19 protein-coding genes, 4 tRNA genes and 1 pseudogene are annotated in these 25,462 nt (G+C 69.4%); 10 read left to right on the forward strand and 14 right to left on the reverse strand.

What is annotated here, in order from left to right:
- Positions 1–3 precede the first annotated feature (3 nt).
- The 3 genes from hrpA (at position 4) to H4N64_RS34670 (ending at position 4,604) form a co-directional block, all read left to right on the forward strand.
- Positions 4–3,948 carry an ATP-dependent RNA helicase HrpA gene (hrpA, locus tag H4N64_RS34660; protein WP_186286503.1) on the forward strand — a complete coding sequence of 1,315 codons (3,945 nt, stop codon included), beginning with the start codon at positions 4–6 and terminating at the stop codon, positions 3,946–3,948.
- A 95-nt stretch (positions 3,949–4,043) separates the two neighbouring features.
- A tRNA-Asp gene (locus H4N64_RS34665) sits at positions 4,044–4,118 on the forward strand.
- 291 nt (positions 4,119–4,409) lie between these two features.
- Positions 4,410–4,604, forward strand: coding sequence for a DUF6274 family protein (locus tag H4N64_RS34670; protein WP_186286504.1), 195 nt, complete (start codon positions 4,410–4,412; stop codon positions 4,602–4,604).
- 450 nt (positions 4,605–5,054) lie between these two features.
- Here the strand turns inward: H4N64_RS34670 and bldC are convergent, their stop codons facing one another.
- Both bldC and H4N64_RS34680 read right to left on the reverse strand, forming a co-directional pair.
- The gene (bldC, locus tag H4N64_RS34675; RefSeq protein WP_003949541.1) at positions 5,055–5,261 is read right to left on the reverse strand and encodes a developmental transcriptional regulator BldC; all 207 of its coding nucleotides are present in this window, start codon (positions 5,259–5,261) and stop codon (positions 5,055–5,057) included.
- A 545-nt stretch (positions 5,262–5,806) separates the two neighbouring features.
- Positions 5,807–6,649 carry a DUF8083 family protein gene (locus H4N64_RS34680; RefSeq protein WP_186286505.1) on the reverse strand — a complete coding sequence of 281 codons (843 nt, stop codon included), beginning with the start codon at positions 6,647–6,649 and terminating at the stop codon, positions 5,807–5,809.
- A gap of 221 nt (positions 6,650–6,870) precedes the next feature.
- On the opposite strand from H4N64_RS34680, the gene H4N64_RS34685 reads away from it, so the two are divergent.
- Both H4N64_RS34685 and H4N64_RS34690 read left to right on the forward strand, forming a co-directional pair.
- Positions 6,871–7,974 (forward strand): Glu/Leu/Phe/Val dehydrogenase dimerization domain-containing protein, encoded by a 1,104-nt coding sequence (locus H4N64_RS34685; protein WP_186286506.1) that lies wholly within the window; start codon positions 6,871–6,873, stop codon positions 7,972–7,974.
- A gap of 298 nt (positions 7,975–8,272) precedes the next feature.
- The gene (locus tag H4N64_RS34690) at positions 8,273–8,527 is read left to right on the forward strand and encodes a DUF3073 domain-containing protein (protein WP_186286507.1); all 255 of its coding nucleotides are present in this window, start codon (positions 8,273–8,275) and stop codon (positions 8,525–8,527) included.
- 83 nt (positions 8,528–8,610) lie between these two features.
- Here H4N64_RS34690 and purM read toward each other — a convergent pair whose 3' ends face one another.
- From purM to H4N64_RS34710, 4 genes are read right to left on the reverse strand one after another with little or no spacing between them, the layout of a single operon-like run.
- A complete protein-coding gene (gene purM, locus H4N64_RS34695; protein WP_186286508.1) occupies positions 8,611–9,675 on the reverse strand; it encodes a phosphoribosylformylglycinamidine cyclo-ligase in 1,065 nt (354 codons plus the stop codon).
- Positions 9,676–9,707: 32 nt separating this feature from the next.
- Complete coding sequence (purF, locus tag H4N64_RS34700) at positions 9,708–11,237, reverse strand: amidophosphoribosyltransferase (protein ID WP_186286509.1); 1,530 nt, start codon at positions 11,235–11,237, stop codon at positions 9,708–9,710.
- A 57-nt stretch (positions 11,238–11,294) separates the two neighbouring features.
- The gene (locus H4N64_RS34705; RefSeq protein ID WP_186286510.1) at positions 11,295–12,188 is read right to left on the reverse strand and encodes an META domain-containing protein; all 894 of its coding nucleotides are present in this window, start codon (positions 12,186–12,188) and stop codon (positions 11,295–11,297) included.
- 59 nt (positions 12,189–12,247) lie between these two features.
- On the reverse strand, positions 12,248–13,045 hold the full coding sequence (locus H4N64_RS34710) for a maleylpyruvate isomerase family mycothiol-dependent enzyme (protein WP_186286511.1): 798 nt from the start codon (positions 13,043–13,045) through the stop codon (positions 12,248–12,250).
- A gap of 108 nt (positions 13,046–13,153) precedes the next feature.
- On the opposite strand from H4N64_RS34710, the gene H4N64_RS34715 reads away from it, so the two are divergent.
- Positions 13,154–13,738 (forward strand): Uma2 family endonuclease, encoded by a 585-nt coding sequence (locus H4N64_RS34715; RefSeq protein WP_186286512.1) that lies wholly within the window; start codon positions 13,154–13,156, stop codon positions 13,736–13,738.
- Between the two features lie 54 nt (positions 13,739–13,792).
- On the opposite strand, the gene purL is transcribed toward H4N64_RS34715, so the two are convergent.
- From purL to purS, 3 genes are read right to left on the reverse strand one after another with little or no spacing between them, the layout of a single operon-like run.
- Positions 13,793–16,051: a phosphoribosylformylglycinamidine synthase subunit PurL gene (gene purL / locus H4N64_RS34720; protein ID WP_186286513.1), complete on the reverse strand. Its 2,259-nt coding sequence runs from the start codon at positions 16,049–16,051 to the stop codon at positions 13,793–13,795.
- Entirely contained in the window at positions 16,048–16,752 is a 705-nt protein-coding gene (gene purQ / locus H4N64_RS34725) for a phosphoribosylformylglycinamidine synthase subunit PurQ (RefSeq protein WP_186286514.1), read from the reverse strand. The genes purL and purQ overlap by 4 nt, the downstream gene beginning before the upstream one ends.
- Entirely contained in the window at positions 16,749–17,012 is a 264-nt protein-coding gene (gene purS, locus H4N64_RS34730; protein ID WP_015659417.1) for a phosphoribosylformylglycinamidine synthase subunit PurS, read from the reverse strand. The genes purQ and purS overlap by 4 nt, the downstream gene beginning before the upstream one ends.
- Before the next feature lie 277 nt (positions 17,013–17,289).
- On the opposite strand from purS, the gene H4N64_RS34735 reads away from it, so the two are divergent.
- The 4 genes from H4N64_RS34735 (at position 17,290) to H4N64_RS34750 (ending at position 18,282) form a co-directional block, all read left to right on the forward strand.
- Entirely contained in the window at positions 17,290–17,607 is a 318-nt protein-coding gene (locus H4N64_RS34735; protein WP_186286515.1) for an Lsr2 dimerization domain-containing protein, read from the forward strand.
- Between the two features lie 136 nt (positions 17,608–17,743).
- Positions 17,744–17,815, forward strand: a tRNA-Gly gene (locus H4N64_RS34740).
- Between the two features lie 80 nt (positions 17,816–17,895).
- Positions 17,896–17,968: transfer RNA gene (locus H4N64_RS34745), tRNA-Gly, on the forward strand.
- A gap of 241 nt (positions 17,969–18,209) precedes the next feature.
- Positions 18,210–18,282: transfer RNA gene (locus H4N64_RS34750), tRNA-Gly, on the forward strand.
- 42 nt (positions 18,283–18,324) lie between these two features.
- On the opposite strand, the gene H4N64_RS34755 is transcribed toward H4N64_RS34750, so the two are convergent.
- The 5 genes and pseudogenes from H4N64_RS34755 to H4N64_RS34775 all read right to left on the reverse strand — a co-directional run.
- On the reverse strand, positions 18,325–19,278 hold the full coding sequence (locus tag H4N64_RS34755) for a phosphoribosylaminoimidazolesuccinocarboxamide synthase (protein ID WP_186286516.1): 954 nt from the start codon (positions 19,276–19,278) through the stop codon (positions 18,325–18,327).
- Between the two features lie 119 nt (positions 19,279–19,397).
- A complete protein-coding gene (locus tag H4N64_RS34760) occupies positions 19,398–20,921 on the reverse strand; it encodes a N,N-dimethylformamidase beta subunit family domain-containing protein (protein WP_186286517.1) in 1,524 nt (507 codons plus the stop codon).
- 242 nt (positions 20,922–21,163) lie between these two features.
- Entirely contained in the window at positions 21,164–23,128 is a 1,965-nt protein-coding gene (locus H4N64_RS34765; protein WP_186286521.1) for a hypothetical protein, read from the reverse strand.
- 314 nt (positions 23,129–23,442) lie between these two features.
- A complete protein-coding gene (purD, locus tag H4N64_RS34770) occupies positions 23,443–24,693 on the reverse strand; it encodes a phosphoribosylamine--glycine ligase (RefSeq protein WP_186286518.1) in 1,251 nt (416 codons plus the stop codon).
- A 129-nt stretch (positions 24,694–24,822) separates the two neighbouring features.
- Positions 24,823–25,462: pseudogene (locus tag H4N64_RS34775) on the reverse strand (DNA polymerase III subunit gamma and tau); the annotation flags it as partial.

Here is a 25,462-nt window from a genome sequence, read left to right on the forward strand (position 1 = left end):
CGTATGTCTACGCACCCTGCCCCCGCCCTCGGCGCCCTCGCCCCCCGTCTGACCGAGTTGTCGCTGCGTGATGCGCATCGGATCGGTCGGCGGCTTGAAGGTGCGCGCAAGATCCGCAAGCCGGAGGCCCGTGCCGCCGTTCTCGCCGAGATCGAGGGCGAGGTCGCGAAGGCCGAAGACCGGATGGGTGAGCGGCGGTCCCGGGTACCGGCCGTCACGTATCCCGAGCAGCTGCCCGTCAGCCAGAAGAAGGATCTGATCGCCGAGGCCATCCGCGATCACCAGGTCGTCATCGTCGCCGGTGAGACCGGGTCCGGCAAAACCACCCAGATTCCGAAGATCTGTCTGGAGCTCGGGCGTGGCGTCCGCGGCATGATCGGGCACACCCAGCCCCGCCGTATCGCCGCCCGTACGGTCGCCGAGCGCGTGGCCGAGGAGATGGACACCCCGCTCGGTGAGGCCGTCGGCTGGAAGGTGCGGTTCACCGACCAGGTGAACCCGGACGCGACCTTCATCAAGCTGATGACGGACGGCATCCTGCTCGCGGAGATCCAGACCGACCGTGAGCTGCGGGCCTACGACACGATCATCATCGACGAGGCCCATGAGCGGTCTCTCAATATCGACTTTCTGCTCGGGTATCTGGCGCAGTTGCTGCCGAAGCGGCCCGATCTGAAGGTCGTCATCACCTCCGCGACCATCGACCCCGAGCGGTTCTCCCGGCACTTCGGGGACGCGCCGATCATCGAGGTCAGCGGGCGGACGTATCCCGTAGAGGTGCGTTATCGGCCGCTCCTCGAAGACGACTCCGACGACGCCGACCGGGACCAGATCACCGCCATCTGCGACGCCGTGGAGGAGCTCCAGGCCGAGGGCAAGGGCGACATCCTCGTCTTTCTCTCCGGTGAGCGGGAGATCCGGGACACGGCCGACGCGCTGGAGAAGAAGCGGTATCGGTTCACGGAGGTCCTGCCCCTGTATGCCCGGCTCTCACATGCCGAGCAGCACCGTGTCTTCCAGCCGCACACCGGGCGCAGGATCGTTCTGGCGACCAACGTCGCCGAGACCTCGCTGACGGTCCCCGGGATCAAGTACGTCATCGACCCGGGTTTCGCCCGCATCAGCCGCTACAGCCATCGCACCAAGGTCCAGCGGCTCCCCATCGAGCCGATCTCGCAGGCCAGCGCCAACCAGCGCAAGGGCCGCTGCGGTCGGACCAGCGACGGTATCTGTATCCGGCTGTACTCCGAGGACGATTTCGTCGCCCGGCCGGAGTTCACGGATGCCGAGATCCTGCGTACGAACCTCGCCTCCGTCATCCTCCAGATGACCGCCGCCGGCCTCGGTGACATCGAGAAGTTCCCCTTCATCGATCCGCCGGACCACCGCAACATCCGTGACGGCGTCCAACTCCTGCAGGAACTGGGCGCGTTGGACCCGGCGCAGCAGGACGTACGCAAGCGGCTGACCGCCACCGGCCGCAAGCTGGCCCAGCTGCCCGTCGACCCCCGTCTGGCCCGGATGGTGCTGGAGGCCGACCGCAACGGCTGTGTCCGCGAGGTCATGGTGATAGCCGCCGCGCTGTCCATCCAGGACCCGCGCGAGCGCCCCGCCGACAAGCAGGCCCAGGCCGATCAGCAGCACGCCCGCTTCAAGGACGAGACCAGCGACTTCCTCGCCTATCTCAACCTCTGGCGCTATATCCGCGAGCAGCAGAAGGAGCGGGGATCGAGCGCCTTCAGGCGGATGTGCAAGCAGGAGTATCTGAACTTCCTGCGCATCCGTGAGTGGCAGGACATCTACACCCAACTGCGTACCGTCGCCAAGCAGATGGGGATCCACCTCAACGAAGAGGACGCGGCCGACCAGAGCATCCACGTCTCCCTCCTCGCCGGCCTGCTCTCCCACATCGGGATGAAGGACGTCAAGGACGGCAACAAGAACGAGTATCTCGGCGCCCGCAACGCCAAGTTCGCGATCTTCCCGGGCTCGGCGCTGTTCAAGAAGACGCCGCGGTTCGTGATGTCCGCGGAGCTGGTGGAGACCTCCCGCCTGTGGGCGCGGATCAACGCGAAGATCGAGCCGGAGTGGGTCGAGCCGCTGGCGGGGCATCTGCTGAAGCGGACGTACAGCGAACCGCACTGGGAGAAGGACCAGGCAGCGGTGATGGCGTACGAGAAGGTCACGCTGTACGGCGTGCCGATCGTCGCCCAGCGCAAGGTGAACTACGGCCGGATCGACCCGGAGGTCTCGCGCGAGCTGTTCATCCGTAACGCGCTGGTCGAGGGCGACTGGCGCACGCATCACAAGTTCTTCGCCGACAACCGCAAACTCCTCAGCGAGGTCGAGGAGTTGGAGCACCGGGCGCGGCGCCGGGACATCGTCGTGGACGACGAGACGCTCTTCGACTTCTACGCCGAGCGGGTGCCCGAACACGTCGTGTCCGGCGCGCACTTCGACTCGTGGTGGAAGCGGAAGCGGCATGAGCAGCCGGACTTCCTGGACTTCGAGCGGGAGATGCTCATCCGGGAGTCGGCGGAGGCGGTCACGAAGGCCGACTATCCGGACTCGTGGCGGCAGGGGCAGCTGAAGTTCCGGGTGACGTACCAGTTCGAGCCGGGCGCGGACGCGGACGGTGTGACGGTCCATATCCCGCTCCAGGTGCTCAACCAGGTCACGGACGAGGGTTTCGACTGGCAGATCCCCGGGCTGCGGGAGGAGGTCGTGACCGAGCTGATCCGCTCGCTGCCGAAGCCGATCCGCCGTAATTACGTGCCGGCGCCGAACTTCGCGAAGCGGTTCCTGGACACGGCGGTGCCTTTGCAGGAACCGTTGACGACCACGATGGCCCGCGAGCTGAAGCGGATGGTCGGGGTGCCGTTCGAGGCCGAGGACTTCGACTGGGCGAAGGTGCCGGATCATCTGCGGATCACGTTCCGGATCGTCGACGAGCGCCGTCGCAAGCTGGCGGAGGACAAGGATCTGGAGGCGCTGAAGCTCCGGCTGAAGCCGAAGGCGCGCAAGGCGCTGTCCCAGGCGGCCGCGGCGACGGCGTCCCGGGAGGGCGGCGAGTCGCTGGAGCGCAAGGGCCTCACGGACTGGACGATCGGCTCGCTGACCCGTGTCTTCGAGACCCGCCGGGCCGGCCAGCCGGTGAAGGCGTACCCGGCCCTGGTGGACGACGGCGACACGGTCTCCGTACGCCTCTTCGACACGGAGGCGGAGCAGGCGGAGGCGATGTGGCAGGGCACGCGGCGGCTGATCCTGCGCAACATCCCGGTGAACCCGGCGAAGTTCGCCTCGGAGCAGCTGACGAACGCGCAGAAACTGGCGCTGTCGGCGAATCCGCACGGTTCGATCCAGGCCCTGTTCGACGACTGCGCGATGGCGGCGGCGGACAAGCTGATCGGGGACTTCGGGGGTCCCGCGTGGGACGAGGAGTCGCACCGGAAGCTGTACGACAAGGTGCGCGCGGAGATCGTGGACACGACGGTGCGTGCGGTCGGGCAGGTGCAGCAGGTGCTGGCCGCCTGGCAGGCCTGTGAGCGCCGTCTGAAGGCCGTACAGAGCCCGGCGCTGCTGGCGAACCTGACGGACGTCCGTAAGCAGCTCAGCGCCCTGGTGAAGCCGGGGTTCGTCACGGCCGCGGGGATTTCGCGGCTGCCGGATCTGATGCGGTACCTGGTGGCAGTGGACCGGCGCCTTCAGCAGATGCCGACGAACGTGCAGCGGGACACGACCCGCATGCAGAAGGTCCATGAGATGCAGGACGAGTACGCCTGGCTGCTGGAGCAGATGCCGCAGGGCCGCCCCGTCCCGCAGCAGGTGCTCGACATCCGCTGGATGATCGAGGAGCTCCGGGTCAGTTATTTCGCCCATGCGCTCGGTACGGCGTACCCCGTCTCGGACAAGCGGATCGTGAAGGCGATCGACGCGCTGGCGCCGTAACGGCTCCCGCACAGAGGGTGAGTTCGACCAGGACACCCACCCTCCTGTACAGTCTCTTCTCGCAGCGCAACGCGGCAATAAGCGCCGCGAAACCTGGTCCTGTGGAGCAGTTTGGAGTGCTCGCCACCCTGTCAAGGTGGAGGCCGCGGGTTCAAATCCCGTCAGGACCGCAGCAAGAAGAGGGCCCGCATCCCACCAAGGGACGCGGGCCCTCTTCACACCCACCGCTCGCCACCCTGTCAAGGTGGAGGCCGCGCCCGCGGCGCAGCCGCAATCGAGTACAGCAAATCCCGTCAGGACCGCACAGTGAAGGGCCCGAGTCGCACGACTCGGGCCCTTCTGCGTTTGCCCCCAGGAGGCTTCGGCGGGCCTCAAGGCGCTCCACGCCGTCTTGACGGCGTCACATTCGCTCGGTACCCAGAAACCAGGGCTCCTTCTCCGTACGGCCCTGGAGGTGGCGTATGGCGGCTTCGGCTAGGCACGAGACGCGGGCGTTGCTCCGTGCGCACCTGTCGGCCGCTTCCTCCTACCGGCATCTGACCCGGCACTGCCCGATCTGCCATCAGCTCCTGCGGCTCGCGATGGATTCCGCGCCGCCGGCCCCCAACCGCACGCCTGTCGACTCCGTCGAGGACGAAAGCCCCGCCCCGGCGTGACCGTCGCCGGCCCCAACACCCGCGCCGCCATGGGACTCTGGAGCGCGGGGTTCCTCTAGCGCACATGCGTCGAGGGCAACAAGCTCCCTGGCATGTGACGGGTGTCACCGCATGAGTTTCCGGAACCGCGGTACTCACACCCCACCTACAACTGGTCAATTTAATATGTGCAATTGCACCAGCCGGGAGGGCGCGTCCTCAGGAGATCCGACACCCCTCCCCAGGCTCAGACAAGGCCACACACAGGGCCCGTGCGAGCCTCGGTTCCGCGCGCAAAAAAGATCGCGCTGGACCCGGCGGAGTCCAGCGCGATCCACGACGCACCCTGTCAGTTGCCTGAAGCCTTGGGCGTGGGCTCTGTTGGGGCAGAACCCGCGTCGCTTGGAGCTGTAGGTTCCGGACGCCTCGGCACGTTGGGGGACCTGCCGATTTGCCCGGCTATGAAGTTGTTCAGGCCTCGCTGCGCTGCTGCGGGATGCCCGCGAGCAGAGCGCGGACCTCAGCCTCGCGGTAACGGCGGTGCCCGCCGAGCGTACGGATGGACGTAAGCTTTCCGGCCTTCGCCCACCGCGTGACCGTCTTGGGGTCGACGCGGAACATGGTGGCGACCTCAGCCGGGGTCAGCAGCGGCTCGGCATCAGGGGTGCGAGCGGTCATGAGCGGCCTCCTCGGGAGAACCGAACCTTCTCGGTTCTTTCCTCTAAATTCTGCACCTTGACCCGCGTTGCCCGAAATGGCGGACGCGAGTCGAGTCGGTTATAGGACGAACGGCTTGTCCTCGGCACTACAACTACACCATCTGTCCAGCCGCGTCGGCCAAACCGATGGAATTGCCCCTCCAGGTGTTCATCAGCGACGGAAGCCGATGGACCATGCCATAGCGGACAGTCACGCCACTGTGACGATCAGTCACAGGGCGATCAGGAGTCATCAGACCCCCCAAAGCGTGCAATGCGAGCGGAGTCCTCCCCGGACTCCTTGTCCTATTTTGGCATGAGGGAGGGCAAGAGACGCAAGGGCCGCGTAAGTGCGGTCCATCACGCTTGACACATCTTGAGGCGAACGCCCGGATCGGGACCTACGTCCCATGTTGACGAAACTTCAGCAACGTCAGGCGCATCAGAAGGAGGACGAAACCCCAAAACGGGCGTCTGGTCAAACGTCAGTTCGTGACCTGGCCCACACTCGGCGGACGTCAGGCGTCAGTTGGCCGACCGCCGGTCCCGTACCGAGCGCCACCGCTCCACCAGCCGCCCGTACGCCGCCCCCGCCGCCGCCCCGTCGCCCTCCCGCAGCGCCGCGATGCCCTCGGCCACGTCCGCGGCGGAGTGGTCGCCCTCCAGCTCACCGGCCGGCAGCACATGCACCAGACCGCCGTAGTCGAGTTCGACCAGCGAGCGCGGATGGAACTCCTCCAGCCAGCGCCCCACGTCCACCAGGCCGTCCACGAGCGGCCCCTCTTCGATGGTGTCCTTCAGGGTCCTGAGGGCCCGCGCCACCCGGCGCCGCGCCTGCACCATCGGCGTGCGGTAGCGCAGCATCGGCGGGATCTCCCCGGTGCCCTTGTCGTAGCGCCGCTCCTCGTCCGAGACCAGCACGAACCAGTTCAGCGGCACCTGCCAGGTCGAGGTGCGGATCCAGGGCCGGGCGTCCGGGTTGCGCGTCAGCCAGCGCTCGTAGTCCTGGGCCGCCTGGCGCCGTACGACCTCCGGCAGCACCGCGTCCAGGACCGGCCCGGGAAACTCCTCGGCCAGCTCGCCGAGCGCCTGCCAGCCGCGCAGCCGGGTGCGCCACGGGCAGACGCACACCACCCCGTCCACGTCCAGGACGAAGGCGTCCAGGCTCTCGTGCACCGGCACCGGGACCGGCGGGGTGGGCAGCAAGTCGGCGAGGGCGCGGCGCAGTTCGTCCTGGTACGAGGGACGGTTGCGGCGCCGGGCGTAGCGCGCCCAGTGGCTGCGCTCGGGCTCGGGGAAGGCGGCCAGCGGTTCGTACACGCGCAGATAGGTCGCGTACGGAACGATCATCGAGGACACCTTGGGCACGCCTGCTCCCTCCCCCGCCGTCTGCCAGGAAAACCTGCGAAACCCGCTCACAAAGGCGCGGGAAATCTATGCAAATCGTCGCACGGGGGTACTCCGGGAGTAGGTGATCCTGAGCACGTCGAGGTGGCGGGGCGCCCCAGGCTCTAATCTCATGCTCACGGTTCCCGCCACCCTTACGGGAACTGCTCCGAACCGCCGCTACTTACCCAGGAGTCACCACAGTGACCGACGTAACCGGCGCACCTGCTGATGTACTGCACACCCTGTTCCACTCGGAGCAGGGCGGTCATGAGCAAGTCGTGCTCTGTCAGGACCGCGCCAGCGGCCTCAAGGCCGTCATCGCCATCCACAACACCGCGCTGGGCCCCGCCCTCGGCGGTACGCGCTTCTACCCGTACGCGAGCGAGGAGGAGGCCGTCGAAGACGCCCTGAACCTCGCGCGCGGGATGTCGTACAAGAACGCCATGGCCGGTCTCGACCACGGCGGCGGCAAGGCCGTGATCATCGGTGACCCCGAGCGTGACAAGACCGAGGAGCTGCTGCTGGCCTACGGCCGGTTCGTGGCCTCGCTCGGCGGGCGCTACGTCACCGCCTGCGACGTCGGCACCTACGTCGCCGACATGGACGTCGTGGCCCGCGAATGCCGGTGGACCACCGGGCGTTCCCCCGAGAACGGCGGCGCCGGCGACTCCTCCGTACTCACCGCGTTCGGCGTCTACCAGGGCATGCGGGCCTCCGCCCAGCACCTGTGGGGCGACCCCTCGCTGCGCGGCAAGCGCATCGGCATCGCGGGCGTCGGGAAGGTCGGCCACCACCTGGTCGAGCACCTCGTCGCGGAGGGCGCCGAGATCTTCGTCACCGATGTGCGCGAGGACGCGGTGAGCCGGATCACCGAGCGGCACGCGAGCGTGACGGCCGTGGCCGACACCGAGGCGCTGATCCGCATCGAGGGCCTGGACGTCTACGCGCCCTGCGCGCTCGGCGGGGCGTTGAACGACGACTCCGTGCCGGTGCTCACCGCGAAGGTCGTCTGCGGCGCCGCCAACAACCAGCTCGCCCACCCGGGTGTGGAGAAGGACGTCGCCGACCGGGGGATCCTCTACGCGCCGGACTACGTGGTGAACGCGGGCGGTGTCATCCAGGTCGCCGACGAGCTGCACGGCTTCGACTTCGAGCGGTGCAAGGCCAAGGCGGCCAAGATCTACGACACCACGCTGGCCATATTCGCACGTGCGAAGGCGGATGGGATCCCGCCGGCCGCCGCGGCCGACCGGATCGCCGAGCAGCGGATGCACGAGGCCGCCGCGGCCCGCTGGACGCGCTGATCCGCCGAGGGCGCGCAGGTTTGACCGGTACCCGCCGGTGGGCACTTAGAGAGAACTCTCACTTCTACCGGCGGGTCGACCGGCGATAAGTGGTTAAAATCGCCGTTGACCAGGGAGGACGGGGCACCTCGAAGGTCCTGGGCACACGCGCGTCCTGCGGGCGACGTACCGTATGGGCGCGGGCTCAGGTACCGTGGAAGCCCTACGGACCGGTCTCTCCACGGAGAGCCCGTTCCGGATCATGAACGCGTGTCGAGACTCTGGGGCCGTCGAGCCCCGTCACCGAGGGGGTCGAGCCATGGGGCGCGGCCGGGCCAAGGCCAAGCAGACGAAGGTCGCCCGCCAGCTGAAGTACAACAGCGGCGGGACTGACCTGTCGCGTCTGGCCAGCGAGCTGGGCGCTTCGACTTCGAGCCAGCCGCCGAACGGCGAGCCGTTCGAGGACGACGAGGACGAAGACGACCCGTACGCCCAGTACGCGGATCTCTACAACGACGACGACGAGGACGAGGACGGCGAGTCCGGTCCCACGTCGCAGCGTCGCGGCGCTTGACGTAGCACGCTTCGCAGTTTCCGTCACAACTGCACTTCACCCGGTCCGGGGCCTTGGCACCGGACCGGGTTTCGTGCTGCCGATCAGGCGTGGTCCCCCACCAGCGCGGCACCGGTGGTGTGCTCGCCGCGGTCCGTGATCTCACCCGCGACCCAGGCCTCCACCCCACGGTCGGCCAGCGTCGCCAGAGCCACGTCCGTCGACTCCTCCGGCACGATCGCGATCATGCCGACGCCCATGTTCAGGGTCTTCTCCAGCTCCAGCCGCTCGACGTCGCCGGTCCTGCCGACGAGGTCGAACACCGGGGCGGGGGTCCAGGTGGAGCGGTCGACGATGGCGTGCAGCTCGTCCGGGATCACTCGGGCCAGATTGGCGGCGAGGCCCCCACCGGTGATGTGCGAGAAGGCGTGCACATCGGTGGTCCGGGTGAGCGCCAGACAGTCCAGCGAGTAGATCTTGGTCGGCTCCAACAGCTCCTCGCCCAGGGTGCGGCCGAACTCCTCGATCCGCGCGTCCAGGGAGAGACCTGCCTGGTTCAGCAGGACGTGGCGGACCAGCGAGTACCCGTTCGAGTGAAGACCGGAGGCCGCCATGGCGATCACGGTGTCACCCTTGCGGATGCGATCCGGGCCGAGCAGCCGGTCGGCCTCCACTACGCCCGTACCGGCACCGGCGACATCGAAGTCGTCCGGGCCGAGCAGACCGGGGTGCTCGGCCGTCTCGCCGCCGACCAGGGCGCAGCCCGCGAGGACACAGCCCTCGGCGATGCCCTTCACGATCGCGGCGACCCGCTCGGGGTGGACCTTGCCCACGCAGATGTAGTCGGTCATGAACAGCGGCTCGGCGCCGCACACCACGATGTCGTCCATGACCATCGCGACCAGGTCGTGGCCGATGGTGTCGTAGACGCCCAGCTGTCGCGCGATGTCGACCTTGGTGCCGACGCCGTCGGTGGCGGAGGCGAGCAGCGGGCGCTCGTAGCGCTTGAGGGCGGAGGCGTCGAAGAGACCGGCGAAACCGCCGAGGCCGCCGAGGACCTCGGGGCGCTGCGTCTTCTTCACCCACTCCTTCATGAGCTCCACTGCGCGGTCGCCCGCTTCGATGTCCACGCCCGCGGCTGCGTAGCTGGCACCAGTCGTCTCAGACATGGGGTGAGAACCTTCGTGTCGTACGGCAGAACTTAGGGGCGGCGGATCGCGTCCGCGGCGGCCGTGGCGGCGGGCCCTGCGGCCAGCTCGGTCTCCAGCAGCTGCTTGCCGAGCAGCTCGGGGTCCGGGAGCTCCATCGGGTACTCGCCGTCGAAGCAGGCGCGGCAGAGGTTCGGCTTGGCGATGGTGGTCGCCTCGATCATGCCGTCGATGGAGATGTACGCCAGGGAGTCGGCGCCGAGCGAGGTGCCGATCTCGTCGATGGTCATGCCGTTGGCGATGAGCTCGGCGCGGGTGGCGAAGTCGATGCCGAAGAAGCAGGGCCACTTCACGGGCGGCGAGGAGATCCGGATGTGGACCTCGGCGGCGCCGGCCTCGCGGAGCATGCGGACCAGGGCGCGCTGGGTGTTGCCGCGCACGATGGAGTCGTCGACGACGACCAGGCGCTTGCCCTTGATGACTTCCTTCAGCGGGTTCAGCTTCAGGCGGATGCCGAGCTGCCGGATGGTCTGCGAGGGCTGGATGAAGGTCCGGCCGACGTAGGCGTTCTTCACCAGGCCCGCGCCGAAGGGGATGCCGGAGGCCTCCGCGTAGCCGATGGCGGCCGGGGTGCCGGACTCCGGGGTCGCTATGACCAGGTCGGCCTCGACCGGGGCTTCCTTCGCCAGGCGGCGGCCCATCTCCACGCGGGAGAGGTAGACGTTCCGGCCGGCGATGTCGGTGTCGGGGCGGGCCAGGTACACATACTCGAAGACACAGCCCTTGGGCTTCGCTTCCGCGAATCGCGAGGTACGCAGACCGTTCTCGTCGATGGCGACGAACTCGCCCGGCTCGATCTCGCGGACGAAGCTGGCGCCGCAGATGTCGAGGGCGGCGGACTCGGAGGCGACGACCCAGCCGCGCTCCAGGCGACCGAGGACCAGCGGGCGGATGCCCTGCGGGTCACGGGCGGCGTAGAGGGTGTGCTCGTCCATGAAGACGAGCGAGAAGGCGCCCTTGACCTGCGGGAGGATCTGGTGGGCCGCCTGCTCGATGGTCAGCGGCTTGCCGTCCTCGTCGACCTGGGCCGCGAGCAGCGCGGTCAGCAGGTCGGTGTCGTTGGTGGCCGCCACACGCGGGGTACGGCCGCCCTCCTGCTTGGGCAGGTCGGCGACCATCTCGGCGAGCTGGGCCGTGTTGACGAGGTTGCCGTTGTGACCGAGCGCGATGGAGCCGTGCGCGGTGGCGCGGAACGTCGGCTGGGCGTTCTCCCACACGGAGGCGCCGGTGGTCGAGTAACGGGCGTGACCGACCGCGATATGACCCTGGAGCGAACCGAGCGAGGTCTCGTCGAAGACCTGGGACACCAGGCCCATGTCCTTGAAGACGAGGATCTGGGAGCCGTTGCTGACCGCGATTCCCGCGGATTCCTGGCCCCGATGCTGGAGGGCGTAGAGCCCGAAGTACGTGAGCTTTGCGACCTCTTCGCCCGGAGCCCAGACACCGAAGACGCCACACGCGTCCTGGGGGCCTTTCTCGCCGGGGAGCAGATCGTGATTGAGTCGACCGTCACCACGTGGCACGGCTCCGAGTGTAGGCGAGATCGACCACTGGTCCGAATTCGCTGGGAGTGGGCTTTCTTACTTCGCATGGGCGACGAGACCGTCCCCGGAGGCCGCCGTGAGGGTCAGTTCCTGGTCTTTCTGCTGGTAGGACACCTTGCCGGAGAGGATGTCGATCATCTCCTGCTCCGCCTTCATGACCGGGCCCTCGCACAGCATGCGCGTGGTGGACAGCGGCCCGAACTCGATGGTGCCGTCCTTGACGGTGGCCTTGCCGCGGAAGTTGTTGCAGCCGAGGTTGCCGCTCGCGGTGCCGTCCTCGGCCAGGGTGAGGTGGGCCTTGGCGCCCTTGGGCAGCGATTCGGCGACGGCGTCGTCGCCCTTGCCCGAGACCAGAGTGTCGATCGTCCACTTGGTGCCCTTCAGCGCGGGCTCGGGCTCTTCGGCGCCCTCCCGCAGGGTGATGCTGTCGCCATCGGCGCGGGTGAGGGTGAGGACCTTGGCGCCGCCCTCCTCCTCGATCTTGGCCTTCAGAGTGCCTGTGAAGACGCTCGTGAACTTCTCCTCGAACTCCTGCACAGGGCCGGGGCAGCCGATCTCCGTCTGGGCGAGGTCGGTGATCTTCACGGTGTCGCCGTCGATCTCGACATCGGCGCCGAAACTGTTGCAGCCCACCGTGCCGCCCGACTCCCCGCCGCCGACGTCCGGCTCGGCTGCGCCGGGCTTGAAGGTGATGTGCGCCTCGTCGACGCGGAAGTTCTTCTCCCCGGTCGGCAGCTCGTACTCCTTGCCGTCGACGGTCACCTTCTGCGGCACCCAGCGGGTGTCCGCGATGACGTCGGCGGCCTTGGTGGTCTTCTCGCCGTCCCCGACCGTGCTGCTGCCGCTGCCGGACTCCGAGCCGCAGGCGGCCAGCACGGCGGTGCCGGCGAGCGCCGCGGCGGCGTACTTCACACTTGTCGTCCGCTTCATGTCTCTTCGACGTACGAGGCGTGTGTTGGGTTCGGTGTCGTTACCGGTCCGTTGTGTCGTCAGCTCATCAAGGGCAGCAGACCACCGAGATCGGCCCGCTCACCACTGGCACTGACCTTCGCCTCAGCGAGGGCCTCCGGCCACTCCAGCCGCCCGGTTGCGAGCCGGATCCAGGTCAGCGGGTCGGTCTCGACGACATTGGGCGGGGTGCCGCGAGTGTGCCGGGGCCCCTCGACGCACTGCACGACCGCGTAGGGCGGGATCCGCACCTCGGTCGAGCCGCCGGGCGCCTTGGCGGCGAGCGCGTCGGCGAGCAGCCGGGTACAGGCGGCGAGGGCCTGCCGGTCGTACGGCACCTCAAGACCCGCCACCGCGGCGTTCAGGTCGTCAGTGTGGACGACGAGTTCGACGGTGCGGGTGACGAGGTAGTCGGCGAGCGGCAGGGCGCCGGCGTTGGTGTCGAGCAGCCGGGTGCCCGGGTGGGTGTCCAGCTGCTGTTCGAGGGTGCGCGCGATGTCGGCGAGGTAGACGTCGAGGTCGGGGTGCTCCTGGACCAGCCGCTTGGTGAACTCGTCGATGGCCGAGGAGCTGGCGGAGGTCGCGAACGGCCAGTCCAGCAGCACGGCGTCCTGCTTCGGCGGCTCCGGCAGAGCGAGGGACCGCCCGATGGCCGTCAGCGCCATCCCGATGTGCGCGACCAGCTCCCGTACGGTCCACGCCCCGAGCCGCGTGGGCCCCGCGAGCTGCTCGGGCGTGAGCCCGCGCACGGCGTCCTGGACGTGCCCGAGCTGGGCGAGGACGGCGGTACGGATCTTGGCGGGGTCGTAGCTGCGGGTGCGCTTCTTGGCCGGGGGCATGCGATCAAGCGTAGGCAGACCGTCACTCGTACGTGTGTCCGGCCGTGAAAGTCACCCCGCGGCGCCGGAACCCGACAACACTGGTCTGCGCCTGGAAGGGGGTGCAACATGACGGTTATGGCCGAGCGCACGTCTCAGATGACGGTGGAGGATTTCGAAGAGATCGCCTCCGCCGCTCCCGAGACCGTCACGTTGGAGTTCATCAACGGACGGATTGGGGTCAAGAAGGCGGCGGACGGGGACCACAGCACCATCGTGTCCTGGCTGGCCAAGCGCTGTATGCGAGCTCGACCCGACCTGGACCTGTACTGCGGTCGAGGCCTCCGGGTCGCGGCGAATCGGCAGGGCAGGGCGAGACCGGCCGCCGTGCTCGCGCCCGAGGCCCACTTCGCGGGGCACGGCGAATGGTCCGACCCGGACGGGGCGCTCATGGTCGTCGAGGTCACCTCGTACGACTCGGACACGGACCGGCGGGACCGGCACGAGAAGCCGGCCGCGTACGGTCAGGCGGAGATCCCGGTGTACCTCTTGATCGACCGCGGCTCCTGCACGGTTACGGTGCACAGCTCGCCGGACCGGAAGGTCGGCGGCTACCGCGCCGCCAACACCGCGAAGCTCGGTGAGAAGGTGCTCCTCCCCGACCCGATCGGCATCGAGCTCGACACGGAGATCCTCAAGAACTACGTGCGGTGAGCGCCGACGAGGTCCCGCCCGGAATCGGACGGGACCTCGATCTCGTACGACCGCTTACGCCAGCAGCGCCGGAATCGTCGCCTCGTGCGCCTCGCGAAGCTCCTCCAGGGAGAGCGCGAACTCGCCCTGGACGTCGACCGCGTCGCCGTCGACCACGCCGATGCGGGTGACCGGGAGGCCCCGGGCGCCGCACATGTCGTTGAAGCGGACCTCCTCCGAGCGGGGCACGGCGACGACCGCGCGGCCCGCCGACTCCGAGAAGAGGAAGGTGAAGGCGTCCAGACCGTCCGGGACGACCAGACGCGCGCCCCTGCCGCCGAGCAGCGCCGACTCGACGACCGCCTGGATCAGACCGCCGTCGGACAGGTCGTGCGCGGAGTCGATCATGCCGTCGCGGGACGCGGAGATCAGGATCTCGGCGAGCAGCCGCTCGCGCTCCAGGTCCACCTGCGGAGGCAGACCGCCCAGGTGGTCGTGGACGACCTGCGACCAGGCCGAGCCGCCGAACTCCTCACGCGTGTCGCCGAGGAGGTAGAGCAGCTGCCCCTCCTCCTGGAAGGCGACCGGCGTACGGCGGGCGACGTCGTCGATGACGCCGAGGACCGCCACGACCGGGGTCGGGTGGATGGCCACCTCGCCCGTCTGGTTGTAGAGGGAGACGTTGCCGCCGGTCACCGGGGTGCCGAGCTGCTGGCAGGCGTCCGCCAGACCGCGGATGGCCTCCGCGAACTGCCACATCACCGCCGGGTCCTCGGGCGAGCCGAAGTTCAGGCAGTCCGAGACGGCGAGCGGCTTGGCCCCGGTCGTCGCGACGTTGCGGTAGGCCTCGGCGAGGGCCAACTGGGCGCCCGTGTACGGGTCCAGCTTGGTGTACCGGCCGTTGCCGTCCGTCGCGATGGCGACGCCGAGGCCGGTCTCCTCGTCGATGCGGATCATGCCGGAGTCCTCGGGCTGGGCGAGGACCGTGTTGCCCTGCACGAAGTGGTCGTACTGCGAGGTGATCCACTTCTTGGAGGCCTGGTTCGGGGACCCGACCAGCCTCAGGACCTGGTCCTTCAGCTCCTCCGACGTCTGCGGCCGCGGCAGCTTGTTCGCGTCGTCCGCCTGGAGCTCGTCCTGCCAGGACGGGCGGGCGTACGGGCGCTCGTAGGTCGGGCCCTCGTGGGCGACTGTGCGCGGGTCGACGTCGACGATCTTGCCGCCGTGCCAGTAGATCTCCAGCCGGTCGCCGTCGGTGACCTCACCGATCACCGTGGCGATGACGTCCCACTTCTCGCAGATCTCCAGGAACCGGTCGACCTTCTCCGGCTCCACGACCGCGCACATGCGTTCCTGCGACTCGCTCATGAGGATTTCCTCGGGAGAGAGAGTCGAGTCGCGGAGCGGGACGTCGTCCAGGGTGACGCGCATGCCGCCCGAGCCGTTCGACGCCAGCTCGCTGGTCGCGCAGGACAGGCCCGCCGCGCCCAGGTCCTGGATGCCGACGACCAGCTTCTCCTTGAAGGCTTCCAGCGTGCACTCGATGAGGAGCTTCTCCTGGAAGGGGTCGCCGACCTGGACGGCCGGACGCTTCGACGGCTTGGCGTCGTCGAAGGTCTCCGAGGCGAGGATCGACGCGCCGCCGATGCCGTCGCCGCCCGTCCGGGCGCCGTACAGGATGACCTTGTTGCCCGCGCCGGACGCCTTCGCGAGGTGGATGTCCTCGTGCTTCATGACGCCGATGGCACCGGCGTTGACCAGCGGGTTGCCCTGGTAGCAGGAGTCGAAGACGACCTCGCCGCCGATGTTGGGCAGGCCCAGGCAGTTGCCGTAGCCGCCGATGCCGGCGACGACACCCGGCAGGACGCGCTTGGTGTCGGGGTGGTCGGCCGCGCCGAAGCGCAGCGGGTCCACGACCGCCACCGGCCGCGCGCCCATCGCGATGATGTCGCGCACGATGCCGCCGACACCCGTGGCCGCGCCCTGGTAGGGCTCCACGTAGGAGGGGTGGTTGTGCGACTCGACCTTGAAGGTGACCGCGTAGCCCTGGCCGACGTCGACGACACCGGCGTTCTCGCCGATGCCGACGAGGAGGGCGTCGGACTGCGGGGCCTTCTCGCCGAACTGGCGCAGATGCACCTTCGACGACTTGTACGAGCAGTGCTCGGACCACATGACGGAGTACATGGCGAGCTCGGCACCGGTGGGCCGACGGCCGAGGATCTCGACCACGCGCTCGTACTCGTCCTTCTTCAGGCCGAGTTCGGCCCAGGGCAGCTCGACGTCGGGGGTCGCGGTCGCGTGCTCGACCGTGTCCAGAGGCGTCCGGCTCATGCGTTGACCAGCTTCTTGAGGATCGAGGTGAAGAAGGGGAGGCCGTCGGTGCGGCCCGACCCGATCAGGGGCTCGACGGCGTGCTCCGGGTGCGGCATGAGGCCTACGACGTTCCCGGCCTCGTTGGTGATGCCGGCGATGTCGTTGAGCGAGCCGTTCGGGTTGCCGCGTTCATTAGCGACTCCGTCGCGGGCCAGATACCGGAAGGCGACGCGGCCCTCGGCCTCCAGCTTGTCCAGCGTGTACTGGTCGGCGACGTAACGGCCGTCCATGTTCTTCAGCGGGATGAAGATCTCCTGGCCCTCGCTGTAGTCGCTGGTCCAGGAGGTGGCGGCGTTCTCCACCCGCAGCTTCTGGTCGCGGCAGATGAAGTGCAGGTGGTCGTTGCCGAGCATCCCGCCGGGCAGCAGGTGGGCCTCGGTGAGGATCTGGAAGCCGTTGCAGATGCCGAGGACCGGGAGGCCGGCCTTCGCCTGCTCGATGACGGTCTCCATCACCGGCGAGAAGCGGGAGATGGCCCCGGCGCGCAGATAGTCGCCGTAGGAGAAACCGCCGGGGAGGACGACCGCGTCGACCTGGTGGAGGTTCTTGTCCTTGTGCCAGAGGGCGACCGGTTCGGCGCCCGCGAGGCGGATCGCGCGCTGGGTGTCACGGTCGTCGAGACTCCCCGGGAAAGTGACGACGCCAATACGAGCGGTCACTTCGCGGCCTCCGCGACTTCCTCCACCTTGACGGTGAAGTCCTCGATCACGGTGTTGGCGAGGAAGGATTCCGCAAGATCGTGGATGCGGGCGAGCGCGGCCTCGTCGACCGGCCCGTCAACTTCCAGTTCGAATCGCTTTCCCTGACGGACGTCCGAGATGCCTTCGAATCCCAGCCGCGGCAGTGCGCGCTGCACCGCCTGGCCCTGGGGGTCGAGGATCTCCGGCTTGAGCATGACGTCGACTACGACGCGTGCCACGTGCACTCCCGGTGGTGTGGTGCTGAGCAGGTTCCTGCAGTGGTTTCAGACTACCTGCACAAAATTTCTACGCGCGTCGACTTGTAGGGATCTACGTGATGACTGTCACGGGCCGACACAAGGGCGGCCAGACGGAAAAGTTCCGAGAAAGATCCGAGATCGTCACCCGATACCTATTGCGCTCGGACACGCGGGAGGATTTAGTCGGGCTTCACAATGCATTGTCGGGCACTGTACAAATGAATTGTCACTCGTGCCGTACGAAGGGACCAATTTCGTGGCGCAGAAGGTCGTGGTCACCCTCTTTGACGACATCGACGGCTCGGAAGCGGCGGAAACGATCGCCTTCGGACTCGACGGCAAGTCGTACGAGATCGACCTGAACCAAGCGAATGCTGAGAAACTGCGTAAGGCGCTTGAGCCGTACGTGGAAGCTGGCCGGAAGCGGTCGCGCTCCGGCAAGGCGTACCGGCAGACCGAGGTCGCCCCGGACCCGGCGGCCGTCCGGGCCTGGGCCCAGGCCAACAAGATGGACGTACCGGCACGCGGCCGGATCCCCAAGAAGGTCTACGAGGCGTTCGCCGCGGCGCAGTGAGCCGCCCTCGGCCGTCGTCCTCAGGGTGCGTCAGCGGGCCCTGAGGACAACCGACTTGCGCTGCACCCCTCCCGATCAGCTAGAGTCTGGAGCACGCCGAGGGGCGGGGCCGGAAAAGCCCAGCTCACGGAGGCATGCGGGTGTAGTTCAGTAGCAGAACATCCCCCTTCCAGGGGGAAGGCGCAGTGTGCAATTCCTGTCACCCGCTCTGCATCGCCGTACCGGGCATCCTTCTGGATCAGGTAGGCTGGTGCTCGCGCCGATCGGTGAGAGCCGGTCGGAGGCAATGCGGACGTAGCTCAGTTGGTAGAGCGCAACCTTGCCAAGGTTGAGGTCGCGAGTTCGAGCCTCGTCGTCCGCTCGGGAATGAGACCCCGGTCCACTGGATCGGGGTCTTTTCGTGTTCCTCAGAGCGCTGAAGTCATGGACAGGGACGAACACGAACACGTGATTGAGGTCACCGACCCGCGGCGTGCCTCGGGGAACCGGGCGGAACTGCCTCTCCTCGACCATGGTCAAGTTCGGCCGGAGGAACGTCACACAACGGCGCGTCGTCGCCCCCGAGCGAGGTTGCTATAGTTGCTCTCGCGCCACGGCGCACTGCGGACGTAGCTCAGTTGGTAGAGCGCAACCTTGCCAAGGTTGAGGTCGCGAGTTCGAGCCTCGTCGTCCGCTCTGTGAAAAGAAGCCCCCGGTTTTCCCCGGGGGCTTCTTCCGTTACGTCCAGCTGGTACCCGTCAGACGCTCGTACGCCTCGATGTACTTGGCGCGGGTGGCGTCCACCACCTGCTCCGGCAGCGCCGGCGGGGGCTGCTCGCTCTTCCTGTCCCAGCCGGACTCCGCCGAGGTCAGCCAGTCGCGGACGTACTGCTTGTCGTACGACGGCTGCGCGCGGCCCGGCTCCCAGCGGTCCGCCGGCCAGAAGCGGGAGGAGTCCGGGGTGAGGACCTCGTCGGCGATGACGAGGGTGTCGCCCTCCCGTCGCCCACCACCACCCTCAACCGAGGCCCTTCGGGCCGCAGTATTGGATTCCAAGCCGAACTCGAACTTGGTGTCCGCCAGGATGATCCCGCGCTCCCTGGCGATGTCCCGGGCACGGGAGTAGACGGCGAGGGTGGCCTGGCGCAGCTGGGCGGCGGTGTCGGCGCCGACCTGGCGGACGACCTCCTCGTACGAGACGTTCTCGTCGTGCTCGCCGACCTCGGCCTTGGTGGCCGGGGTGAAGATCGGGGCGGGGAGTTCACTGCCGTCGACCAGGCCCTCGGGGAGCGCGAGACCGCAGACCGTACGGGAGTCGTCGTACTCGACGAGGCCCGAGCCGGTGAGATAGCCGCGGGCCACGCACTCCACGGGGACCATCCTCAGCGACTTGCAGATCAGGGTGCGGCCCGCCCAGTCGGCGGGGGCGCCGGGCGGCAGCTCGGTGCTCAGCACATGGTTGGGGACCAGGTCGGCGAGCTGGTCGAACCACCACAGGGAGAGCTGGGTGAGGACGCGGCCCTTGTCGGGGATCTCGGTCGGAAGCACCCAGTCGTACGCCGACATACGGTCGCTGGCGACCATCACGAGGTCGCCCGCCTCGTTCTGGTACAGGTCGCGCACCTTGCCGGTGTGCAGGTGTACCAGGCCCGGAACCTGAATCGGCTCGGGCTTTTCTACGAATCCGGACACGGTTCCTCCCCGTGGTTTGAATTAAGGGGGCCCGCAGGGCTCGATTGGGGTGGGGGTGGGAGACGGGCGGGCCAATGGCTCGATTGTCCCGTATGAGGGGTCTGACCTTGGACTTGGGGTCAGTCGTGCTTGCAGATGCGGTCCAGGAGGCTGGCTGTGGCGCGCTGGATTCGGGGGTCCACATGGCCCGGGCGGTCCAGGGCAGGGGACCAGGCGAAGGTGCCGGAGGCGAAGACCAGGGCGCCGGAGGGGGCGCGGTAGAGGGACGTCTCCTGGTGGCGGAGGGCGCCCTCGGCGTCGGTGTACGGGGAGTGCGCCAGCAGGATGCGCTCCTCGTGCTCGGGCAGCGCGGTGCGCGGGAAGTAGCGGTCGGCCTCGCCCGCGACCATGCCGGCGAGTTCGTCGCCCTCGTGGGCGCCGGTGGCGTCCCACAGCCAGTGACCGGCGTTGCGGACGATCAGGGGGTGGGGCTCGGGGACCCGGCCCGCGTACTGGATGCCGACCAGTTGCTGCTCGGGGCGGTCGATCTCGCGCCACAGGACCGGCTTGCCCGGGCCCTTGCGCTTACGGCAGGTCAGCAGGCGGTCGGGGACGCCGGACGGGGACGGGCCCAACTCCACCTGCCAGTACATGGTGTTGGCGGAGAGGAAGACCAGCGAGGTGCCGTGTTCCCTGGCCAGCTCCACCGTGCGGCGCATGTGCGGGGACCAGTACTCGTCGTGGCCGGGGAAGACCAGGCCGCGGTAGCGGGTGGGGTCGACATGGCCGGCGTGCAGATCGCGGGCATCGGCGTAGGCGAGGTCGTAGCCGTAGCGCTCGGCGAAACGGATGAAGTCGTAGGCGTGGCCCACGTGGAGGGGGAGGCCGGCGCCCGCGTACGGACGGTCGAAGGAGACGGTCGTCGCCGCGTCGGCCTCGCCGAGCAGTCGGCCGTTCTCGTCCCAGGCGTGGTAGAGGCTGGCGCCGATGCGGCCGTCCTCCGGGTAGAGGTTGTACGCCTGCCAGGTGATGTCCGGCAGCAGCAGGAGCAGGTCCGCCGGGTGGTTGTCGCGGATCGTGAACGGGATGTGGGAGCGGTAGCCGTCGGCCGTGGTCAGCACGGCGACATACGCGCCGATGCTCCAGAACGACGGGATCTGCAGCCGCCAGGACAGCCACCAGTGGTGGCAGGAGACCGTGCGGTCGGCGGTCAGCGGCGGGGGCTGGACGATGCCGGAGAGGCGCGGGCTGGTGGTGATCTTCGCGGCGCCGTCTCCGCCGTAGTGGCCGATGCGGTAGACGTCGACGCTGAATTCCTGAGGCGGGTCGACGGTGATGTGGAAGTCGACGGCCTCGCCGGGGGAGACCGCGCCGGTGGAGGTGAAGCCCTTGATCTGACGGTGGACGTCGTCCGCGGAGCGGGGGCCTTCGGTCGTACGGCTGGTGCGGGCGGAGCCGCTGCTACGGGGTGCCGGTACGCGGTGTTCGCCCGGGGGCGTCGCTGCGTCCTGGGGGGTGTCGACGTACCAGGGGACCACCTTGCCCGTGTCGCCGAAGTACGTCTCCGCGCCACGGAGCCAGGGGACGGGGCCCTGGCCGAAGGGGTCCGTGACGGCGTGCGCGAGTGCTCCCGACTCCCAGCGGCGGATCCGCTCCGACCCCATGGTCGCCCCCCCTCCCTCTTGCCCCCGTGGTCGTGTGTCGTCCTGGCTTGCGGCTTATCGCGTTGTCGTGACGGTCGTATGTCGCAAGCCCTTGCCCGTGCGCGATCGATCCCAGCACATCACATTGCGCACGCATGTTGTCACTATTCGTTGCTAATTGGCCGAAAGTGGAATTCAGGGCTCCGGTATGCGGGTCGGCTTTCGGCGGGGTGTGCTGGGCCTCAGTGGCGTGTTCCGGGCCCTCAGACGAGGCGTACCGGCTTCTCCGGGCGTATGCCGGATTCGATCAGCCAGGCCTTCAGGGGGGTCGGGTCGCCGTCCTCGATGAGGCTGAGGACTCGGGGGGTGAGGTCGGCGGCGCGTTCTCCGTTGACGAGGAGGGTGGGGCCGTCGAGCCAGTCGAGGCCGGGGGTGGCGCCTGCGGTGTCCATGGCGGCGCAGCAGACCATGGCGGTGACGTGGTCCGCGAGGAGCTCTCGGGCGGAGCGTGGGGGTTGGAGGGGGAAGAGGGGGAGGGTGCCGTCGTCCCAGAGAGTGGTGTCGGGGGTGGGGGCCGTGGGGGTGGCGGGGGTGGCGGCTTCCTCGCGGGCGAGTGCGGCGGTGAGGCCTGCGGCGAGGGTGGCGGCGGGGCCTTCGACCTCGGCTTCGCCTTCGGCGCCTGCTGTGTTCCCACCCGCAGCATCCGCGCTGCTTTCGTCGTCGGGTGCGGCCGGCCCCTGAGGGGCGGGTTCGCCGTTGGCGGGTGCAGGGGTTTGGGGGGTGGTGGGGGTGCCCGGGGCTGGGTGGGCTTCGGGGGCCTGCCCGGCCGGGGCGGCTACCGGGCCGTCCGTTGCCGAGGTGGCTATGCGCTCGTCCGTTGCCGGACCGGCGGCGGGTTCCTCTGGGGGCAGGACGGACGCGGGGCGGTCCGCCTCGGGCGTCGCTGGGGCGACCGTAGGCCCTTCCGTCGCCGACAAGTGGTCCAGTACCCGGGACAAGGTCGGGCCGTCGCCATGGGGGCTCCGGCGGCGGATGCCCAGGCTGTCCAGGACTCTGTGGAGGCGGGCCGCGTCTGTGCGCCATTTGCGGTCGACCACCTCCTCCGGGTACTCCTGCCAGTCGACCGGGGACCAGTCCGGGCCCGTTTCCGCCGGGCCGCCGTGGAACAGGCGGGCCGCCAGCAGGGAGGCCGCCTCGTCCACCGCGCCCGGTTCCTCCAGGAGGTCGCATGCCGGGCGTTCGCCCAGGCGGGAGGCGAAGCCCTCGGCCAGGCGGTCCCGGCGGGAGAGTTCCGTCAGAGCCGCCACCACTCCCGCGTCCAGGCGGGACGGCCAGCGGCCCATCCGCCAGGCCGGGAGGGCCACTCGGGTCAGCAGGCGGTCCCAGCCCGCGTAGGCGAGGCCCACCTGTTCCTGGGCGACGATGCGCAGGCCGTAATCCACAGCCTGTGCACGTTCCGCCGCCGCGGCGGCCACTCCTCGCTCCATCTCCGCCGCGTGATCCCGGCAACTGCGCAACAGCAGACGGGCCACTTTGCCGACACCGGAGAGCACGGCTCGCGGCAGCGGGCCTCGGTTCGGGGCCGACGTCACCGCCACCGCCGCGTCCAGGCCTCGTACGAAGCGGCGGGCCGCGGCTATGTCGGGGTGGGCCGAAGGGCCCGTACCGGCGACGACCGGGGCCAGGACCGCGCGCAGCTCGCCCACCCGCATCCACCACAGGAACGGGGAGCCGATGACCAGCACCGGGGCCGCCGTGGCTCGGCGATGCGGGCCGCGCAGGCCGCTTGTGAGCTCGTCGCGGTCCTCGCGCGGGGGCGGGCCGTGGGCCGGGTGGGTGCGGTCCTCCAGCCAGCTGTCGCAGTCCGGGGTCAGCGCTATCGCGGAGGGCGCGGGGACGTCCAGGCGGTCGGCCAGGTCGCGCACCATCCGGTACAGGTCAGGGGCCGAATCCTCCGGGATCGGGACCGTCGGGCTGACGGCCGGCCGGGAGCGGGCGACGACCAGCGCGATACCGCCCGCCGCCAGCAGCACGAGCACGGCGACGCAGGTCACGGCCCAGCGGGCGGCATGCCAGCCGGAGCCCACGAGATGGCCGGTGGAGCCGCCGGCCAGCAGCACCACGGCGAACGCCGCGGGCAGCAGGGCGACCGCCAGTGCCCGGCTGCGGATCCGCAGCACGGCCAGCGCCCGGGAACGCGCGGACTGCGCGCCCGCCTCCACACCCATACCGGTCACGACCGGACCTCACCCCCTCCCCGATGCGCGGGCCGTCCTGGCTGCGCCGCCTGTCCAACCTGTCCTGGTAGTGGTCACTCCCCCACTGTGGCACCCGCCACTGACATCGCAATGCCGGTGGGCCAAGTGCCGGAACGCTTGCGCCGCACCCTAGTTGGGGGCCCGGCCTCCGTCAGCCGGATGGGGCATCGGTCACTCGATGGAATGGCTCAGGGGAAAGGTGGATGACGGACAGCAAGGATCAGGCCCCGGTTCCTGAGACGGATCCGGGGCCTGATGGGTTCATCGGGTGGGGTTACGGCCCCTTACTCTGCGGCCGCCTTCGCCGCGATGTCCGTACGGTGCTGGGAGCCGTCGAGGCCGATGCGGGCGACCGCCCGGTACGCCCGCTCACGGGCCTCGGCCAGGTCCCCGCCGGTCGCCGTGACCGACAGGACGCGACCGCCCGCGCTGACCACGGCGTCGCCGTCGGTCTTGGTACCGGCGTGCAGGACGTACGCGTGCGGGGCGTCCTGGGCGGCGACCTCGTCGAGCCCGGTGATCGGGTCGCCGGTGCGCGGGGTGCCGGGGTAGTTGTGCGAGGCGACGACCACGGTGACCGCGGCGTCGCTGCTCCAGCGCAGCGGCGGCAGGTCGGCGAGGTCACCCTTGGCGGCGGCCAGCAGGACTCCGGCGAGCGGCGTCTTGAGGCGGGCCAGGACGACCTGGGTCTCGGGGTCGCCGAAGCGGGCGTTGAACTCGATCACGCGCACACCGCGCGAGGTGATGGCGAGACCGGCGTAGAGCAGCCCGGAGAACGGGGCGCCGCGGCGGTGCATCTCGTCGACGGTGGGCTGGAGAACGGTCTCCAGGACCTCCTCCACCAGCTTCGGGTCGGCCCACGGCAGCGGGGAGTACGCGCCCATGCCGCCGGTGTTCGGTCCCTCGTCCCCGTCGAGGGCCCGCTTGAAGTCCTGGGCGGGCTGGAGGGGGAGGACCGTCTCGCCGTCGGTGATGGCGAAGAGGGAGACTTCGGGCCCGTCGAGGAACTCCTCGATGACGACGCGCTCACAGGCGTTGGCGTGCGCCCGCGCGGCCTCCAGGTCGGCGGTCACGACGACGCCCTTGCCGGCGGCGAGACCGTCGTCCTTGACCACGTAGGGGGCGCCGAAGGCGTCGAGGGCCTCGTCGACCTCCTCGGGCGTCGTACAGACATAGGACCGAGCCGTCGGGACGCCGGCCGCCGCCATCACGTCCTTGGCGAAGGCCTTGGAGCCCTCGATCTGCGCGGCCTCCCCGGAGGGGCCGAAGACCGGGATGCCCGCCGCGCGCACGGCGTCGGCGACACCGGCGACCAGGGGCGCCTCCGGGCCGACCACGACCAGCTCGGCGCCGAGCTCGGTGGCCAGCGCGGCGACGGCGGCGCCGTCCAGGGCGTCGACCCGGTGCAGCTCGGCGACCTCGGCGATCCCGGCGTTGCCGGGGGCGCAGTGCAGCGCGGTGACGTCGGGGTCGAGGGACAGGGAGCGGCACAGGGCGTGTTCGCGGGCGCCGCTGCCGATGACGAGGACCTTCACGGGGGTCAGCCTAACCGGAGCCGGGGTGGCGGGATTGTGCGGGCCGCTGAAGGGGGGCGGGGGCGGGGCTTGTGGTTTCGTACGAAGCCTGGTCCGAGACATGGCCCCTGTCCGGCCTCCGGGTGGCGGCTACTCGTTCGTGAACTCCTCGACCACCGTCGCGCCCAGCTCGCGGACGATCAGGTCGTAGCCGGAGAGGGCCGACTCATTGAGGTCCGGGTCGTCGTCCTCCGGGATGTCGTCCTCGGGGGCGACGGGGGCCGGGGGCTCGGGGGCGGGGGGCGGGGTTACGGGGGCGGGGGCGGCCGCTGGTGCGGGGGCCGCCTGCGCCGGGGCCGCGGGGGCCGGGGCGGGCGTGGACTGGGGAGGTGCCGGGCGCGTGGGGGACGCCGTAGCGCCACCGCCGCCGTAGCCGCCACCGCCGTAACCGGAAGAACCGCCCTGCGCGGGGGCGGAGCCGCCGCCGCCCGACGGGTCGACGATGGCCTCGATCTTCCACTGGACGTTGAACTGCTCGGCGAGCGCCTGGCGCAGGACGTCCTCGCTGCCGCTGCTCGCGAAGTTGTCGCGGGCGCCGGCGTTGACGAAGCCGAGCTGGAGGGTGGTGCCGTCGAAGCCGGCCACCTGGGCGTTCTGGCTGAGCAGGATCCAGGTGAAGCGGCGGCGGTTCTTGACGGCCTCCAGGATGTTCGGCCAGAGCATGCGGGGGTCGAGGCCGCCGGTTGCGGCGGTGGTGGGGGCAGCGGCGGGCTGGGGTGCGGGGGTGGGC

The organism is Streptomyces cupreus (genome assembly GCF_014257025.1).
GTDB lineage: Bacteria > Actinomycetota > Actinomycetes > Streptomycetales > Streptomycetaceae > Streptomyces > Streptomyces cupreus.